Origin of the sequence: Priestia megaterium, assembly GCF_046599315.1 — a bacterium.
Taxonomy (GTDB): domain Bacteria; phylum Bacillota; class Bacilli; order Bacillales; family Bacillaceae_H; genus Priestia; species Priestia megaterium_F.
Window position 1 is genome coordinate 631,577 of sequence record NZ_JBKIKC010000002.1, and the last position, 17,970, is coordinate 649,546.

At 39.0% G+C, this 17,970-nt stretch carries 18 protein-coding genes; 8 read left to right on the forward strand and 10 right to left on the reverse strand.

Translation table 11 applies throughout. The features are described from left to right. Nucleotides 1–469 precede the first annotated feature (469 nt). Nucleotides 470–787: an iron-sulfur cluster biosynthesis family protein gene (locus ACLHDF_RS10590; protein ID WP_413918801.1), complete on the forward strand. Its 318-nt coding sequence runs from the start codon at nucleotides 470–472 to the stop codon at nucleotides 785–787. A 54-nt stretch (nucleotides 788–841) separates the two neighbouring features. Here ACLHDF_RS10590 and ACLHDF_RS10595 read toward each other — a convergent pair whose 3' ends face one another. The 4 genes from ACLHDF_RS10595 to nagE all read right to left on the reverse strand — a co-directional run bounded on the left by ACLHDF_RS10595 (nucleotide 842) and on the right by nagE (nucleotide 4,259). Next, entirely contained in the window at nucleotides 842–1,159 is a 318-nt protein-coding gene (locus tag ACLHDF_RS10595) for a hypothetical protein (RefSeq protein WP_413918802.1), read from the reverse strand. 57 nt (nucleotides 1,160–1,216) lie between these two features. Continuing rightward, a complete protein-coding gene (locus ACLHDF_RS10600) occupies nucleotides 1,217–1,933 on the reverse strand; it encodes a DUF554 domain-containing protein (RefSeq protein ID WP_413918803.1) in 717 nt (238 codons plus the stop codon). Between the two features lie 196 nt (nucleotides 1,934–2,129). Continuing rightward, on the reverse strand, nucleotides 2,130–2,264 hold the full coding sequence (locus ACLHDF_RS10605; RefSeq protein WP_413918804.1) for a hypothetical protein: 135 nt from the start codon (nucleotides 2,262–2,264) through the stop codon (nucleotides 2,130–2,132). A gap of 117 nt (nucleotides 2,265–2,381) precedes the next feature. After that, the gene (gene nagE, locus ACLHDF_RS10610) at nucleotides 2,382–4,259 is read right to left on the reverse strand and encodes an N-acetylglucosamine-specific PTS transporter subunit IIBC (protein ID WP_413918805.1); all 1,878 of its coding nucleotides are present in this window, start codon (nucleotides 4,257–4,259) and stop codon (nucleotides 2,382–2,384) included. A gap of 337 nt (nucleotides 4,260–4,596) precedes the next feature. Between nagE and nagA the strand changes: the two genes are divergently transcribed. The 4 genes from nagA to ACLHDF_RS10630 all read left to right on the forward strand — a co-directional run bounded on the left by nagA (nucleotide 4,597) and on the right by ACLHDF_RS10630 (nucleotide 8,178). Next, a complete protein-coding gene (gene nagA, locus ACLHDF_RS10615) occupies nucleotides 4,597–5,781 on the forward strand; it encodes an N-acetylglucosamine-6-phosphate deacetylase (RefSeq protein ID WP_413918806.1) in 1,185 nt (394 codons plus the stop codon). A 2-nt stretch (nucleotides 5,782–5,783) separates the two neighbouring features. Further along, nucleotides 5,784–6,515, forward strand: a complete 732-nt coding sequence (gene nagB / locus ACLHDF_RS10620) for a glucosamine-6-phosphate deaminase (RefSeq protein WP_413918807.1) — start codon at nucleotides 5,784–5,786, stop codon at nucleotides 6,513–6,515. A 196-nt stretch (nucleotides 6,516–6,711) separates the two neighbouring features. Next, the gene (locus ACLHDF_RS10625; protein ID WP_413918808.1) at nucleotides 6,712–7,437 is read left to right on the forward strand and encodes a GntR family transcriptional regulator; all 726 of its coding nucleotides are present in this window, start codon (nucleotides 6,712–6,714) and stop codon (nucleotides 7,435–7,437) included. 15 nt (nucleotides 7,438–7,452) lie between these two features. After that, nucleotides 7,453–8,178: an SIS domain-containing protein gene (locus ACLHDF_RS10630; protein WP_413918809.1), complete on the forward strand. Its 726-nt coding sequence runs from the start codon at nucleotides 7,453–7,455 to the stop codon at nucleotides 8,176–8,178. Nucleotides 8,179–8,398: 220 nt separating this feature from the next. Here ACLHDF_RS10630 and ACLHDF_RS10635 read toward each other — a convergent pair whose 3' ends face one another. From ACLHDF_RS10635 to ACLHDF_RS10650, 4 genes are all read right to left on the reverse strand, one after another. Then, complete coding sequence (locus ACLHDF_RS10635; protein ID WP_413918810.1) at nucleotides 8,399–8,884, reverse strand: hypothetical protein; 486 nt, start codon at nucleotides 8,882–8,884, stop codon at nucleotides 8,399–8,401. Between the two features lie 475 nt (nucleotides 8,885–9,359). After that, nucleotides 9,360–9,818 carry an N-acetyltransferase family protein gene (locus tag ACLHDF_RS10640; protein ID WP_413918811.1) on the reverse strand — a complete coding sequence of 153 codons (459 nt, stop codon included), beginning with the start codon at nucleotides 9,816–9,818 and terminating at the stop codon, nucleotides 9,360–9,362. A 1-nt stretch (nucleotide 9,819) separates the two neighbouring features. Further along, nucleotides 9,820–10,092: a YesK family protein gene (locus ACLHDF_RS10645; RefSeq protein WP_413918812.1), complete on the reverse strand. Its 273-nt coding sequence runs from the start codon at nucleotides 10,090–10,092 to the stop codon at nucleotides 9,820–9,822. 143 nt (nucleotides 10,093–10,235) lie between these two features. Beyond that, nucleotides 10,236–10,745, reverse strand: a complete 510-nt coding sequence (locus tag ACLHDF_RS10650) for an SUKH-4 family immunity protein (RefSeq protein WP_413918915.1) — start codon at nucleotides 10,743–10,745, stop codon at nucleotides 10,236–10,238. A 451-nt stretch (nucleotides 10,746–11,196) separates the two neighbouring features. Between ACLHDF_RS10650 and ACLHDF_RS10655 the strand changes: the two genes are divergently transcribed. Next, entirely contained in the window at nucleotides 11,197–14,388 is a 3,192-nt protein-coding gene (locus ACLHDF_RS10655) for an Ig-like domain-containing protein (protein ID WP_413918813.1), read from the forward strand. Nucleotides 14,389–14,430: 42 nt separating this feature from the next. Here ACLHDF_RS10655 and corA read toward each other — a convergent pair whose 3' ends face one another. After that, nucleotides 14,431–15,402, reverse strand: coding sequence for a magnesium/cobalt transporter CorA (gene corA / locus ACLHDF_RS10660; RefSeq protein ID WP_413918814.1), 972 nt, complete (start codon nucleotides 15,400–15,402; stop codon nucleotides 14,431–14,433). 553 nt (nucleotides 15,403–15,955) lie between these two features. Here corA and ACLHDF_RS10665 point away from each other — a divergent pair. After that, nucleotides 15,956–16,327 carry a PilZ domain-containing protein gene (locus tag ACLHDF_RS10665; protein WP_413918815.1) on the forward strand — a complete coding sequence of 124 codons (372 nt, stop codon included), beginning with the start codon at nucleotides 15,956–15,958 and terminating at the stop codon, nucleotides 16,325–16,327. Nucleotides 16,328–16,403: 76 nt separating this feature from the next. After that, nucleotides 16,404–17,234 (forward strand): LCP family protein, encoded by an 831-nt coding sequence (locus ACLHDF_RS10670; protein ID WP_413918816.1) that lies wholly within the window; start codon nucleotides 16,404–16,406, stop codon nucleotides 17,232–17,234. Between the two features lie 49 nt (nucleotides 17,235–17,283). Here the strand turns inward: ACLHDF_RS10670 and ACLHDF_RS10675 are convergent, their stop codons facing one another. Continuing rightward, nucleotides 17,284–17,928 carry a cupin domain-containing protein gene (locus ACLHDF_RS10675; protein WP_413918817.1) on the reverse strand — a complete coding sequence of 215 codons (645 nt, stop codon included), beginning with the start codon at nucleotides 17,926–17,928 and terminating at the stop codon, nucleotides 17,284–17,286. Between the last annotated feature and the right edge of the window lie 42 nt (nucleotides 17,929–17,970).

Sequence of the window (17,970 nt, forward strand, 5' to 3'; positions counted from 1 at the left end):
TAAGGAATGGTTTCCATAAATTCTACTACTTCGACAAAATAAGACAATAATTAGTCCGATAAACCGGTGTCTTTCGGTACAATATCGTGTGCAAAGCACTATACTTAAGCACCTAATATATTGAAAATAAAACCAATTATTCAAAACTATTTCAATATCTATTAAAATAGATGAATGACTTAACTTCTTATATTTTTACAATATATTCCTTCAATTAAGCATTTACACCTAAGGGTTATTAAGTGCAATTTTTCTGTATTTAGGCTCCTTTTTTTATTTACATACAGGTGATATCTATGTAAGTCTTCATGGAAACATGATAAAAAAATCAGCGTTTTGTTCTGTGTCGAAAGGGAAATAATAATAGTAAGAGAGCTTTTTTCTTGCCGATGATATAAAAATCAAATATAGTATTCGCAAATACATTTTATACAATTTAATTTGAGAACAGAAAAAGGAGGATACACTCATGAACATACGCGTAACTCCTTCTGCAAAAGAAGCTTTGCAGAAGGTGGAACCAAACCAAATGATTCAGCTTTCTTTTGATCGGGGAAGCTGCGATATTGTTAATACGATTTATGAAATGAAAGTCATCTCAAAGCGCAGCCTTCAATCCTACGAAAAAGTAGTGACGGTTGAAGGTTTAGAATTTATTGTGGATGATGACATGGAAGAAGTGTACGATAATGAGCTGGTGATTGATCACGCAGCCGGCGCTTTTGTCTTCAAAAATCAAAACCAAATTTTTAATAACCGCGTAGGATTGCGCTATATCAATTCATAGAAAAAAGCAGGAAGTCCCCTGCTTTTTTCTTTGCATATGTTCGTAAACTCGCTTCTATCGATTGACCTTCAACCGCTCTTGGATAAATAATAAAACGTTCACAAGGCTATTTTCTTCATATACATTTATCTGCTGGCGCTTAAATTCTCCTTGTTCATGGTAGTAAATGATATCTCCCGTTCCTTTATCTTCATTAATATGTAAATGAAAACTAAGCGGTGTCGCCAAAATAGATCCGTCTTCATCTCGCTGAAGAATTTGACAAAGCGTTTGATCACCTTGTTTTTCAGATAAAAAATCATACCCGAATTGACGTGCTAACTTCTCTACTTGTGCCGCAATAAGAGCTGTAATCTGCTGATTCTCTTTCATAAGTAGTATTTCTCCTTACTTCATTTCTTTAGGGTTTTCTTGTTAGTATACTATACTTTAAAAATATGTATGCTGAACAACTACAATCACAACCGCAATTAAAATCGAAGGCAGTAAATTCGCAACTTTGATTTTAATAATTTCTAATAAATTAATCCCAATCGCTAAAATTAACACGCCGCCTACTCCTGTGACTTCGGCAATGATACTATTCATTAAGCCTTGCGGTACGACCGCATTAATTTGCGTGGCAAATAACGCAATGATGCCTTCGTAAAGAAACACAGGCACCGCTGAGAAAATGACGCCTATTCCAAGCGTAGTCGTTAATAATAATGAGATAAATCCATCCATTACCGCTTTCGTAAACAATACGCTGTGATCGCCGCGTATTCCGCTGTCTAATGCCCCTACAATCGCCATCGCTCCAATCACAAAAATTAACGTTCCTGTCACAAAGCCTTGTGAAATACTGAATGTTTGCTTGTCATTTTGCTGTGATTGAAATTTCCGTTCAATCATATTGCCTAAAAGGTTTAGCTTTTCATCTAAATCAATAAACTCACCAATAACCGCTCCAATGGCTAAGCTCAAAATCACAATTAAAAACTGCTGGCTTTTAAAGCCCATTTGCAAACCAAGCGTGATAACGGATAAACCCATTACTTGCATCACCGTCACGCTGACCTTTTCAGGAATGCGGTGAGCAAGCTTGCCCATTAATGTCCCTACCACAATTGCTAGTCCATTCACTAATGCTCCTATAATAAACATGTCGTCACCTTTACTGTGAATAATACCGTTTCTTTTTTCATGCTTTCTACTCCCTCTCTGCTCCGCACTAGCTGTATCAAACACAGTAAATTTTAACACAAAATTCTTAGAATTATTAAAAAAGTTTGAGGCATAACGAAATCAATCCCATCTAAAGACGAACAAATGGGATAAATGATCTAGTATGAATAGCTTGTTACACCGCTGTTGATTTCCCTGCAAGACTTCGCTTTCCGCGGGCGGCCGGTGAACCTCCTCGTCGCTTCCGTTCCTGCGGGGTCTCACCTGTTCCGCTTTTCCCGCAGGAGTCTTCGCCTTGCCCTCCAATCAAACGCTAGAAGCAACTAAATAGATTAAACCCCTGTTCACCATAACAATAAAAAAATCCGAACGATTCATCGTTCGGATCTTCCTTCAACTAAAACACTTTTGTTCCAGCCTCTTTTCATTAAAATGTAATAACATCCTTTGTCCCTTGCTTTTGATAGCCTGTTTTTAACAGCTTCACTTCTTTACCCTCAGGCAAGTTGGTAAATACAACAGGTGTCACAATAGACGGTGCATGCTTTTTAACATACTCTACATCCACTTGTAAAAGAGGTGTTCCTTGTTGAACACTCTCACCTTCTTGAACAAGCGCTTCGAAACCTTCTCCTTTTAAATTCACGGTATCTAATCCAACGTGAATCAAGATTTCAATTCCTTCTACTGTTTTTAATCCAATTGCATGTTTTGTTGGAAATACGGTCATCACTTCACCGTCAATCGGTGATACGAGCGTTCCTTCAATTGGTTCAATCGCAAAACCGTCGCCCATCATTTTTTGTGAAAACACTTGATCTTCTACTTCACTAAGCGGCTTTACCACGCCTTCAAACGGTAAAACAAACTCTGTATGTGCATTTGCTTGAACAGACGCTTGTTCAACAGGTGCAGCGGTTGAAGCTGTACCGTATTTAACTAGCTGATTCATTGCGTCTGCAACGAACTCTACTTCTGTTCCGACAATGACTTGAACATTTGTTTTGCTGAGCTTCATGATTCCTCTCGCTCCGTGACGCTTTAAAGCAGCTTCATTAATGTTGCTAGCATCAGCTACTTGTAAGCGAAGACGAGTCGCACAGTTATCAATCACAGTTAAGTTTTCTTTTCCGCCTAAATCTTCAATAAAATAAGACGCCATATCAACATATTTATCGCCTGTTGCCACAACCGTATCGTTTGACATATCTACTTCTTCATCATCTTCACGTCCCGGTGTTTTTAAATTTAAAGCTTTGATTAGCGTGTAGAAAATGACAAAGTAAATGACTGCATACACAATTCCAATTCCCGCTAACAGCAGCGGTTTTTGTGAGATTCCATAGTTTAAGAAGAAATCAATCGCCCCGGCTGAAAATCCAAATCCAGCGTGAATACCAAGCGCAACGGCTAAAGCCATCGAAATTCCTGTTAAAACCGCATGAATAACATATAGTAACGGTGCTACGAACATAAATAGAAATTCAATTGGCTCTGTAATTCCCGTTAAAAAAGAGGTAACAGCAAGCCCGATTAACATACCGCTGACTTGTTTGCGTTTTTCTTTTTTAGCTGCTGCAACCATCGCAAGCGCAGCTGCCGGTAAACCAAACATCATAACCGGGAAGAATCCAGACATAAATGTTCCTGCCGTTGGATCTCCTTTAAAGAAGCGATTCAAGTCTCCCGTTACGCCGTGATAGTCTCCGAATACAAACCATACTAAGCTGTTTAACACGTGATGCAGTCCAATTGGAATCAATAGACGGTTTAAAAACCCGTATATACCTGCACCAAGCGCTCCGGCTCCTGTAATCCATGTTCCTAAGTTGTTAATTTGATCTTGAATCGGCGGCCAAATAACGCCAAAGATTCCTGCAAGAGCAAGCATAACGACTGAAGTAACAATCGGTACAAACCGCTTTCCTGCAAAGAAGCCGAGCCATTCGGGCAGTTTAATCGCTGAGAAACGATTGTATAATAGACCAGCCGTTACACCTGAAACAATCCCGCCGAGTACTCCCATGTTAATATCTTTATCAATAGCTACAGTCCCTTTTGTTAGAACAAAATAACCGACTACTCCGGCAAGTGCTGCTGCGCCGCTTCCATCTTTTGAAAGTCCAACAGCAATCCCGAGTGCAAACAGTAAAGCTAAATTCGCAAAGATCGCATCTCCGGCTTGAGCCATAAATGGAATATCCAGCAAGTCTTTTTGACCCAAACGAAGAAGCAATGCCGCAGCAGGTAATACTGCTATTGGCAGCATAAGCGATTTACCAATACGTTGTAAAAAATTCAGCATGTTTCTATCCCCTTTGTAAAACGTATTTAACCCGATGTTACGAGCAAGGATTTTCGTAACAATATTTATCGGATGACAAGTTACCGCATTCATCCCCTGCTTTTGATTAGTTGTTCATCATCAGCTGAAATAATGAGGGCGGTTTCACTGCATGGACTCATACTAGCACATAAAATATATAGTTGTCTATACCAATTTTCTTTTTACAAACCTTTCTATATCAATGTTAAAAGCCCTTACAAAACTTTCTAATTTACGAAAAAGAATCAACTGGTCTAGACAACTATTCCAAAAAGCGTTACACTTAAATCAAGACAATGAGCAAAGGAGTGTATGTATGGATACACATTCATCCATCATTATTTATAATGTAACCGTTTATAGTGAAAATCAGACATTAAAAAATGGGTATATTAAACTAACGAACAAGAAAATTACTGAAATTGGAGAGATACATCAATACGTACGTCAGCCAAAAGACCATGTGATTGAGCTTTCTCCTTCCTATAAAGTTATTCCTGGTGCCATTGATGTGCATATTCATGGCGTTAATAATGCCGATGCGATGGACGGTACAGCAGAAGCATTAAAAACAATGGCGCGCACGCTTCCAAAAGAAGGCACAACAAGCTTTTTAGCAACCACTATGACGCAGTCGAATAAAGCGGTTGAAAACGCGCTTCGTAATGCCGGCACTTATATAGACGAACAAACAAGCACGGATGCTGAAGTAGTTGGAATTCACTTAGAAGGTCCGTTTATTTCACCAAAACGTGCGGGTGCACAGCCGCCTACTCACATTCAAGATCCAAATGTGGCACTGTTTCAAAAGTGGCAAAAAGCAGCCAGAGGACATATTAAACTTGTCACATTAGCTCCGGAGCAGCCAAACGGCTTAGCACTTACTTCTTATTTAAAAGAAACAAATGTTGTCGCTTCTATTGGTCATTCCGATAGCACATATGACCAAGTTGGTGAAGCCATCGAAGCAGGGGCGTCTCATATTACGCACTTATATAACGGCATGCGCGGCCTTCACCATAGAGAACCGGGCGTATTAGGCGCCGCTTATTTGAGAGATGAATTATTTGTAGAGTTAATTACAGACGGCATCCACTGCCGACCTGAAATGGTTAAGCTTGCGTACGATCAAATTACAAGTGAACGCATGATTCTTATCACGGATTCCCTTCGTGCCAAATGGCTAAAAAACGGTACGTATGATTTAGGAGGACAGCCTGTTCACGTAAACGACACAACGGCTACACTTGCAGACGGAACATTAGCAGGAAGCATCTTAAAAATGAACGATGCCATCAAAAACACGATGAGCTATACGAACTGTTCATTGGAAGAAATCGTAAAAATGACCGCTGAAAACCCAGCAAAACAGCTTAATCTATTTGACACAAAAGGAAGCCTCAAGATTGGAAAAGATGCAGATATCGTGGTATTAAATGAAGACTTAGATGTTGAAATGACATTTTGCCGAGGCACATTGAGCTTTCAAAAGGAGGACTAACAATGAATATCATCCAAGTAAAAAATTACAGTGAAATGAGTGCAAAAGCAGCTGATATGCTGATTAGCAAACTTCATGAAAATTCAAATATCAATTTAGGACTTGCAACAGGTGGCACGCCTAAAGGATTATATGATCGCTTAATTCAAGATCATAATGAGCACGGCACGTCTTACAAGCAAGTTACTTCATTTAACTTAGATGAATATGTCGGAATGAAGCCGCAAGATCCAAACAGCTATCATTACTATATGGCAGATGCGTTATTTGATCACATTGATATTGACGTAAGCAACACCCATGTCCCTAACGGCCTAGCTGATCACCCTGGAGAAGAGTGCCGACGCTACGATGAAATGATTCAAGATCACGGAGGCATTGACCTTCAGATTCTTGGAATCGGCCAAAACGGACATATTGGCTTTAACGAACCGGGTACGTCATTCAACTCTCCTACTCATATTGTGACGTTAGAAGAGTCAACGCGAAAAGCAAATGCGCGCTACTTTAATTCTCTGGATGAAGTACCTACTCAGGCTATTACAATGGGAATTGAATCGATTATGAAAAGTAAAGAAATTTTACTCCTTATCTCTGGGGAAGCCAAAGCAGAAGCGATGTATCAACTGCTCAACGGAGAAATCACAGAAGACTTTCCTGCTTCTATTTTAAAGAAGCATCCTTGTGTTACAATTATTGCGGACCAAGAAGCTTTAAGTAAAGTATCGATGTAGAAGATCCAAATATGACCAAAAGAGCGGACAATTTGAATTTTCTAGCTTTTGAAAGAATAATCAAGTAGTCTATCCCGGCTATAATCAATCAGTCTTTATGAAAGAAAGCTATCTGGTTATTAGTTAGAATGTATATAGATAACAGGCCTCCTCGTCTCTTTTAGATGAGGAGGTTTACATAAAGGAGAGAACTCAAGTGATTGATAAAAGCTCACCTCTTCCGATTTACTATCAAATTGAAGAACAACTAAAAAAACAAATTGAAAACGGGGAGTTAAAACCGAATGATTCGCTTCCTTCTGAACGAGAGTTTGCAGAACGATTTGAGATTAGCAGAATGACCGTTCGCCAAGCGATTAACAATTTAGTAAACGACGGTTATTTGTATCGACAAAAAGGACGCGGTACCTTTGTATCTGAAAAAAAGCTTGAGCAGCAGCTCGTTGGATTAACGAGTTTTACAGAAGATATGAAAGCGCGCGGAATGGTGCCAAGCAGTAAATTGCTGAGCTTTGAAATTATTGCGGCTTCAGAGAAAATTGCCGAGCAGCTCCAAATTTCTCTTCATGCCCCGGTTTATGAAATCAAGCGTATTCGTTTAGCTGACGACGTGCCAATGGCGCTTGAAAGCGTGTACGTATCCGCTAACTTAGTCAAAGGCTTAACAGAATCCATTGTTAACTCCTCTCTCTATCGCTACATAGAAGAAGAGCTGGAGCTAAAAATCGGCGAAGCTAATCAAACGTTAGAGTCCATTTTAGCTTCTGAAACCGAAGTGAAGCATCTTGGAATTAGCTCATATTCCCCCGTTCTGCTAATTCAAAGAAATACGTACTTGCATGATGGCACGCCGCTTGAAGTGGTAAAATCTTCATACCGAGCAGACCGCTATAAGTTTACGATTAACATGACACGATCTTAACTAAGGAGTTTTTTTATGTCTAGTTTATATCTACAGGAACTAACAAAACTGCTTGCCAAAGTGGAAGCGCATGAACAGCTGGCAATTGAATCCGCAGCCGAGAAAATCTCACAGCAATTAGCTGCTCATCACCTCATTCATTTATTTGGGTGCGGTCATTCTCATATTTTAACGGAAGAAGCGTTTTACCGTTCCGGAGGGCTTGCACCGATTCATCCTATTTTTGTAGAAGAACTGATGCTTCATAAAGGAGCTTCGCGCTCTTCACAATTAGAGCGGAAAAACGACTATGCTCACACATTTATGGAAAAAGAAGATATCGTACCAGGTGATATTATGATTGTCATTTCTACATCGGGCGTAAATCCCGTTCCCATTGATGTGGCCTTAATTGCAAAAGAAAAAGGTGCCTTTGTTATTGGGCTTACCTCTCCTTCTTATGCCACAAGCCGGGCTTCACGACATAAAAGTGGAAAGTACCTTCATGATGTCGTTGATCTTGTCATTAATAATCATATTCCAAAAGGAGACGTTCTTCTTCATCAACAAGACATTTCCTTCGCTTCTGGCTCTACTGTAATTGGAGGCGCTATCCTAAACGATGTCCTATCTAAAACCATTCAAAAACTGCTCAGTCGCGGCATCGCTCCGCCTGTCTTTGTAAGCGGAAATATGGAAGGTTCAGACGAACATAATCAGCGGTTGATTGATACTTACAAAGGAAGAATTACTTCTCTATAGAAAACAGCCCGTGCGGCTGTTTTTTTGTACAAAAAAAAGATGCTTAAAAGCATCTCATCAAAGTCGGACTGTACGATTTGGACTAGATCTCCTCTTTACCAGTAGAAGTCTTGTTCACAGCACCATAACATACTTATCCGACATAATTACTATGTTTAATACAAGTATACTCTTTTATACTTTATGTGTCAAATGAGTTATAAGAAATTTTTTAATGCCTTCATTTGAGGACTTTCTTACGGTAATGTTCCAGCTGGCTTTTAGCTTCTTTCATAATGGTTGTATGTATGATTTCATCCGTGATGTTAAAATAATTGTCTCCATATCGATAGTCATCTATCATATCGCTAATTTCAAGCCAACCTACTAACTCAGTCGGACAGTCGAGCTCAATGAACATGGTGTATAAGTGATTGGCTTCTGTTAGCACCATCTCTTCATGCTGCACAATTGTTTGAAGCCGCGTATAGATCAAGTAATCTGTACATTCCTGCTCACTCGGTTCCGATAAAGAAAGCTCTTTTAAAGTACGCTGAAAATAATTTTCTATTTCAAAGAGATTATAAGGTGGACGGAGAGAAGCTAAAATAGAAAGAGACAAAGAATCCTGTTCACGTTCCAGCATAGAAAGTGCCCATGGTAAATAATGTTCTTCTGCTGTGACACTCTGTTGATAAATGTAATAAAAGAGCTCGCGTGTATCCATAGAACTCCTCCTTCCTTTTTCGTGCCGATACAATTTCAAATAGTTTACCATACCTATAGATTTTACATGTAAATCCCTGCCGAAGCTTTATATAAGTTTTATTTTGCATCTCACAAAAAAGAACCTGCATCAAAACTGATACAGGTTCTTCACTTCATATCATACTGATTGTTTCATGTTCATTTGCCCTTGTGAGGCCCTTTCGCTACGTATATCGGTTCATAACGAGAGTGCCAATCGTCAGATCAGAATATCTGCTTTTCATATGAGGTAATACGTTTGCTGAAGTTGCTGTTAAGTCTTCCAAAACGAAATCAGTCCCTTCATGAAACTAAGTATTTACCTTTCACAGTAGCCTTAGAAGAATTTCTATTGGCCCTGTACTATTTATATACCACGTTTCAATTAAACTAAACGAAAAAAACTCATTTTTTCAAAAAATTCTTTCCACAGGAATATAATAATTAACAGCCAATTACAAATAAAGCTTTAGCCCTTCATGAGAAGCTGTAAATCCAAGCTTTTGATAAAAACGAAAAGCCTCTGAACGTTCTTTATCAGTTGTTAATTGCACTAAATGACAATTACGTTCTTTCGCTCGTTCAATTGCCCATGTGATCAGCTGATATCCAACCCCTTTCCCGCGCTCTGACGAAGCGGTTCGAACTCCTTCAATCGTTGCTCTCCACCCGCCTTGTCGTACAATATGGGGCGTAAAAGTAATTTGTTGAACACCTATCACTTTTTTACCTTTACATGCGACAATCAGTTCATTGTTCGGATCCCCGTCAATCGCCTGAAATGCTTGAACATAACAGTCTGGAAGCGGTAATTCATAGCGCTCACGTTTACTTCCAAGTATATCATCAGCAAGCATTTCAACAATTTGATCTAAATCTCCCCGCACTGCTTCTCTAAAAATTATTTCTCCCATTTCATACAGCACCTTTCCCGTGTCTATTTAGTATGTTAAAAAGAACACTGACGAACAAACTCAGAACCGACGCCACAAACAAAGCAACCGCTAAAGCACCTAGGCCCATTCCTTCAAAGCCTCCAACTCCAAGTATGCTATATAAAAATATGCTGATTAGGATGCTGCTAAGTGAAATTCCGTACTGTACGGGTGAATTCTTTCTATAGAAGAAATACGATGTACTAAGAAGCAGCACAAAGAACATGCTCATCCACCCTAGTAATAAAATCATTTACACCCTCCTCTCGCCTCGAAAAGGAATTTATATCCATTATATAATACGATTTCTATTTATTCTATCTCTATTAATTGGCTTGCAGCCACATCTAAATAGACATGACCAAAAGTGGTCATGTCTATTTAGATGCTATATTATTAAAAAGAAAGTTCTTTGGACCAAAAAGAATAAGGGGCTAAACAAGCTTCATCGACTTCATTCATACGCTTTTTGCATCGCTGCAGCACCTCAGCAGGAATGTGTCGCTCTAAGTATGCAGATTCTCCGTTCGCTTGAATCGTTTCTTCTACTAGTTCTTCAAACACATCTAGGCATGCCAAAAACTGCGGAAAAGTTGTATTAACAAAGCGCTCGCAGTCATCGTTGGACGTATCGAGCAGCACAACAGAACCGTTTTTGTGATGAAGACAAATTGGATCTCCAGCACCTGTTGTTCCTAAAAACCAATAGTGTTGGTAGCGAGATGATAACTGAAATATTTCACATAGCGTTGTTAACTTCCCTTTGGATGAAACGAACTCTAGAAATGGTGAAGCTTCTTTTGGCAATCCTTTTTCTGTTAGCAACTTTTTTATCTCTTTATCAATATCAAGGGGTGCAAGCTGTTCGGCATCAAACTTCATTCGTTTTTCGTGTCGTTGTATCACATTTGACAACTTCTTTCACTCCTTTTCACCATTTGCTCTTTGTTTGCTTTTGTTTATTATAAAAGAAATCCAGCTCGTATTATATGCTACAAATGAACTTAATTAGACTGAAAATTTTTCCAATCTTTATTTATATAGCCCGATTTCTCTTTATAAACACAGGTAAAAAGAAACCGCCCAGATTTTCTCCAATGAATGCTGTTTTTAAAAATAACCCTCATTCCCTTCTTCCCTTTTCAGCGTGCCATCGCCTTTTGTACATAAGCTCACTCTTTATTCTGCCAATTTTTTCTACCTTTTGCAACTAGGACTTATCTCACCGTTTATTCTACAAGATTAATAACTTGACAGAATTTTAAAATAAGAAACAGTAATTATTTACAATTTTTTAAACTTTATGGTTTAATAGGTATGTAATTCCTGTTTTTACTATATTTTTTGGAGGTTTAACATGAAAAAAGAGTCAATTTATCGTTTTATTGCTTTTGCTTTAATGTTCACCTTGTGTTTTGGCCAATTAGGCTTACTGAAAACACAAGCAGCAGGCAATCCCCCTGCTAACGAAAAAACATTAAGCATTGGTAAAGCAGCAAAAGGGACATTTACAGAACCAGAACAAGCACATTGGTACAAGATTAATCCTTCTAAGCAAGATGTAGCAAAGTTTTCACACTACCAAATTAAGCTGCAAAGTGATGATGAAGTAAACATCACGGTTTACTCTAGTCTTGAAGATGCCAAAAACAACGTGGCATTTGACCGTTATATGGGATACTCCTACAAAGACGAGCCTGCTCAACTAGATTTTCCAATCGCTTGGACAGGCCCTTATTATGTAAAGGTTGAGTATTACGGAGATGAAGATCTTATCATTGAAGACGATACGGGAGAAGACGGACAAACTCCTTCTGAACCCCAGCCGGAATTAAAAACAGAAGTTCCTTACACAATCAGCTATGAAGGCGCTTCACTTCCTCCATCTCAAATGATGGCAGAAGAATGCCCTGCTGAATTAAGTACAAGCCAAAAAGAAAACGGAAAAGGTATTTTAAAAGATTTACGTACAATTCGCGACGCTGTGCTTTCAAAAACAGCAAGTGGAAAAGACCTTTCTTCTCTTTATTACAAAGCCGCTCCGTTTATCAGCTCTAAAATGATTATTGATAAATCGATGCGTGAACAAGTATACAAAGATTTAGTTCAGCTAAAAAGCTTGTTTACAGATGTGGCGAAAAATGGCGCATCAAGCACATATATGATTACAAGTGCTGATCAAAAAGCCATCAATGATTTATACAGCATCGCGTACAAATCTGTTCCAGCTGCTTTAAAGAAAGACTTAGAAAAAGTTGCAGCACAGACAAAATTAAAAGACGTTACGGACTTAAACGTGTCGTCTGTATTAGTAAGAGCTAAATTAGTCAGCGCGAACAGCGTTTCAACAAAAGCTGAGACTCGCTATATTGTTAAATTAAAAGATGGTGCAAATGCAAAGTCATTTAAAACAAAAGCACAGTCAAAATCAGCAAGCATTGAATCTATTAATCCATTAAAACAATCAGCTGCTTCTTTTGATAATATGTTTGTTATTCAATTAGATGACAGCAATGCAAAAAGCTTCAGTACGTCATCTGCTCAAGGTAAAATGACGGCAAAACAAATTGAAGCACTTCCTGAAACTGACTTTATCGAGCCGGTTCAAGAGTACCATGCCCTTTCAATGGATTCACAATATCCATATCAATGGTCATTAAACAACACGGGTAAAAACGACGGTACTCAACATGCCGATATTCAATATGAATCGCTTGAAACATTACTAAACGGTCAAAAATTAAAAGATACGGTTATTGCCGTTGCGGATACGGGCGTCGATTCATCACTAGCTGATTTAAAAGACGTAGTGGATACAAAGACAGGCTATAACTACGTTGATCGTTCGTCGAATGCAACAGACGACAACGGACACGGAACTCACGTAGCAGGTATTATTGCAGCTTCTGCAAACAATAACTATTCAATGGCCGGCATTAATTCTCACGCAAAAATTTTACCGGTTAAAATTCTAGACGCATCTGGAAGCGGAGATACAGAACAAATTGCGTACGGTATTAAATACGCAGTTGATCACGGTGCAAAAGTCATTAACTTAAGTCTTGGCGGACCTTATAGCCGCGTACTTGAATATTCATTAAAATACGCATACGACCATAATGTAACGGTTGTAGCAGCAAGCGGAAATGATGGCATAGAAGAAATCTCGTACCCTGCTTCATCTACCTATGCGATTTCAGTCGGCGCCTCAAACCGTTTAGATATCGTATCTGACTACTCAAACTACGGAAAAGGATTAGATATTACAGCTCCAGGCTCTGATATTCCAAGTCTTGTTCCAGATGGAAACGTAACTTATTTAAGCGGAACATCAATGGCTACACCTCACGTGGCAGCCGTTGCAGGATTATTACTCTCACAAAACCCAGGCTTAAAGCCAAAAGACGTTGAAAAACGTTTAACAGATACAGCGAAAGATATTAAATTTGATGAAAAAGATGCTCCTGTATACGATGATGAAGAAAGTCCATTAGAACCCCCTGCTCCAGGCTACGATTACGTATCAGGATGGGGACGTTTAAATGCGTACAGCGCGGTAAGTGCACAGCAGCTGCAAGCGCAGGTAAACACACTTATCAGCACGCAAAAAACAGTAACAGGTAAAGCTCAAAGCGGTTCAACTGTTAAAGTGATGAACGGCTCCAAAACACTTGGCACAGCCAAAGCTGATGCAAAAAATACGTTCTCTGTAAACATTCCAGCTCAAAAAGCAGATACTGTTTTACAAGTGATTGTAACAAACGGAAAAGCGAATACAAGCATTCGTGCAATTATTCAAAAAGCACCTGCCAAACCAGCGGTAAAAGCCGTAACGAATAAAGATGAGTATGTAACGGGAACGTCTAAAGCGAATTTTACTATAAATGTAAAAAACAGCGCCAAGAAAGTGATTGCTTCAGCCAAAGCTGATGCAAAAGGCGCATTCAAAGTAAAAATTCCAAAACAAAAAGAAAACACCATCTTGTACATCACAGCTACAAACAGCCAAAAACAAGAAAGTGAAGAAGTAAAAGTATCGGTACGTGACGTCATTGCTCCAAATGCTCCTAAAGTGAATCCAGTCAGCGACGCAGATACAGCTATTAAAGGAACAGCCGAAGCAAATGCCTCTGTTGTAGCGAAAGTGAACAACAAAGAAATTGGCAAAGCAAAAGCCAACGCAAAAGGTCAGTACAGCATTACGATTAAAAAACAAAAAGCAGGTACAGCAATCAGCGTAACAGCAGCAGACGCAGCTAATAACACAAGTAAAGGCACAACTGTAAAAGTGAGCGATAAAACACCGCCTGCTGCACCAAGCGTAAATGCTGTCACAACAAAAAGCACGGCTGTAACAGGCAAAGCTGAAGAAAATGCAGCCGTAACGGTAACAGTGAACAAAAAGAGCATTGGCTCTGCTACTGCCAACAGCAAAGGACAATACTCAGTAAAAATTAAAAAACAAAAAGAAAAAACAATTTTAAGCGTAACGGCAAAAGACAAAGCAAACAATACAAGTAAAGCAACAACAAAAACAGTTACAAAATAAACAAAAAAAGGCACTTGGCTTATGGCCAAGTGCTTTTTTTTGTTATAAAAGCTGTTTGTTTTTAAAGTATTTCCACATTCCCCACGTTAACACAATTAACATAACAATAATAACAGCAGTAGCCCAGTGGGAATTTTGATATGGAATCGGTACGTTCATCCCAAAAAATCCGGTTACGAACGTTAGCGGAAGCATAATCGTTGAAATCAACGTTAAGACATTCAGCTTTTCAGATGAAGTTGCATTTGTAATAGAATAATACGTATCAAGTGCACTGTTTACGAGGTCTCTAAACGTTTCAGCAGAGTCTACAATCCGCTCTAAGTGGTCAAGCAAGTCAATGTAGAAAGGAACATTTTCTTCTCGTATATCGAATTTCCACTTTCCATTAACCGTTAAGAAAATTCGGCGCTGAGGCAGAATAACGCGCCGGATTAAGATAATCGTTCTTTTTAACGCCAAGAACTCTTCCGTCACTCCGCGCACTTCTTTGTTGTAAATTTCATCTTCTAATTCATCAATACGCATATCAATTCGGTCTAAAATCGGAAAGTATTCGTCCGTGATGCCATCAATCAAGGCATATAGCAAAAAGTCGGCGCCGCGGTTCATAAACTTTGGATAGCGCGAGCACACAGCATCCATTTTGCGAAGCCAGCCCATCTTATGCTTATGAATCGTCACTACGTAATTTGATCCGACAAAGGCATTTAATTCAAGCGTGGTAATCTCATCATCACTTTCTTCGTTATAGCGAAGCGCGTGAAAAACGAAAAATTTATAGTCTTCGTAATCATCCATTTTAGCGCGAGGACTGTCATGTAAGCAGTCTTCAATCGCCAATGGGTGAAAATCGAATAATTTAGCAATTTGAGCAAGCTCTTGTCCGTGGACATCATACAGATCAATCCACAGCAAATTATCAGGATTGCGCAATTTCTCATGCACGTCTCCTAAATCAAGATTCGTTATCATTTCTTTTGTTTCATCATCATATAAGTATGTTTTAATCATTGATTTTTCACCTCACATCATTGAGGCATTAAGGAGTATTTTCCTTCGTTGAAATGAGAGGAACATATACACCTTTGTTGCCCCTATCTTGTTTTGCAGTAACCTTCATCGAAATGGGGTCATCAGTGCCCATTCATCTCACCTCCTAATTAGTTGAAGGAACGCTGACTTGTAATACAGCTACTTCACAAAGTTTAATTTTAACATACAATCCAACTCTAGCGTAGCGCTTTTTTCAAAACCTTTCCTTCTCTATATAAAGTTTCAAACAAAACTTCCGATACTATAAAAGCAGTAATTATATACTTTTTTTACGAATGCTTTACTAGTATACCCGCTATTTAATAATACGATAGTACTCACAATCGGTAACTAGAACCTCTTCAATCTTCCGCTTAGATCTAGAAAATCTACCATGGCCGGTCTGTGGCCATAGTAGATTTTCTACACCGCTAAACATTATATTCGTAATGAGGAAAAACGTGTAGGAATTTTTAGATTTTAATCGAATATTTACTTAACAAACTTAGATTACGAAAAGGACTGATGATACATGCATTTTAAACGTGAAGAACCGTTTCGTTTTTCATTTGAGACTCCCATTGTTGGAACGTTTTCCATTGCTAAATATGACAACAAAGAAGTCGATTCTAAGCCCGGTCCTTTGTCTGTTATTGACCTTTCACCAAAAGGAATCAAAATCATCACGCCGCTTGATTTACCTATTTTCAAGCATCAAATCCAGCTAAAAATCAGCTTTTATTTAAATGAAAAACCCATCCATATTACCGGACTTTGCGTATGGAAAGAAAAACGGCACACGGAATACCTTTATGGCATTGAAGCGTTTAACGATGTGGAAGAACAAGCAATCTTAATTACAGAACTCAAGACCTACGCCAAGAAAAAGCGAGATACGCAATAAAAATAGCGCTCATTTGTTTTACTCCCCTTTTAAGATGGCAATACTACGAACGACTTCGATAGAAAAAGGTGAAACGATGAGCAGCAAAGCAAAAAAAGAATGGATTGGCGGTCTCGTACTATTTTTACTCGTCAGTTTTGTCAGCATCGCATTTGCAGGCTATCATACGGTGAAAGCTGCCGTTGATCAAACGTATGTACCGCTCCAGCATAATGACAAAACACACGTCAATTTAAAAAAAGGACAACCGTTTTCCCTGCTTTTAATTCAAGAAAACCATCAAAATACGTCATTTGTCTATATGACTGTTAATAAGCAGCACAAATCAATAAAAATGACCCATTTGCCAGGGTCAACTCAACTCGGCAATGAAACTTTGCGAACCATTTATCACCGAGGCAATATGAACACTGTCGTAAAGAATGTCGAAACGTATGCACAGCTGCCTGTTGATTATTACGTTAAAATGAATCAGCAATCGGTTGTCCATGCCGTAAATAAACTAGGCGGCATCATCGTCACAAACAAACATGCGTTTGAACACAGCAACATTATTTTTCCAAAAGGGTCGATTCGCCTTAACGGAAAAGAAGCGCTTGTTTTTTTAAAACAGCGTAATGAACAAGACGTCTTTACTGCGCACGAAAGACAGCTTTCTGTAGCTAAAGCTATTTTCAATCAAGCAGCTACGATTCCCAACGTTACAAAGCTGCATTCTCTTGTATTTACACTGGCTGACCATATTGAAACCAACGCCACATTTAATGATATCAAACGGATTCAAAAAACCTATAAACCGGCCGTTTCGCATGTAGACAAGCAGCAGTTTCCGCAAAATGAATGGAACCAAAAACAAGTCACAACGCGGCTGTACAAGCATCTGGAGCGCAGCGAGCTGTTTTTATAAAAAATTCTCACAAAAAAACCATTGACCGCAGGCTCAATGGTTTTTTATGCTACTCATCTTCAGCAGGCACAACTTTCTCATTTATTTTAACCACAATCTTTTCATCACGTTCATCTTTGAAATAGCTTTTTTGATAAAAAGAGCTATCATTAGGCGGTCCAATGATAACCGTATCCGTAATCGGAGCGACGGCTTCTGCTACTTCGCTTGCGCTTACTCCGTACGCTTTTTGAAACACGATAGGAGGCGTTAAGCGCAGCACGTCAGATCCTTCTGTAGACTCAAACTGATCATTGTTAAAAAAGAGGTGAAGATGCGCTTCTTCCGATAGCGGCTCAATCCAGTGCCACCAGCCCATCGGTATAAAAACAACTTCTCCTTCTTTTATTTGGTACTTGTGCATGCTGCTTGTATCAGGATCCAAAATAGATACCTGCACTTCACCTGAAACGACGACATCTAATTCCCACGCGTTTGGATGCCAGTGCGGCTCCCTCATATGTCCTTTCGTCATATATAAATCAACAAAAGCACCTCCCAGCATGGCAGGAAGCTGAGTTGATGTTAACCGATACGCTATATTTTGATCATTTCGTTTGAACAGGACATTTTGCTTATAGTTTACTGACAGATTAGGCGTTCCTGAGCTTTTTTTAATGTTTGAATTATCCGGTACAAATCCAGATTTACTCATAGTGTCATACCCTCTTTTCTTAAAAAAGTTATATGATCTATC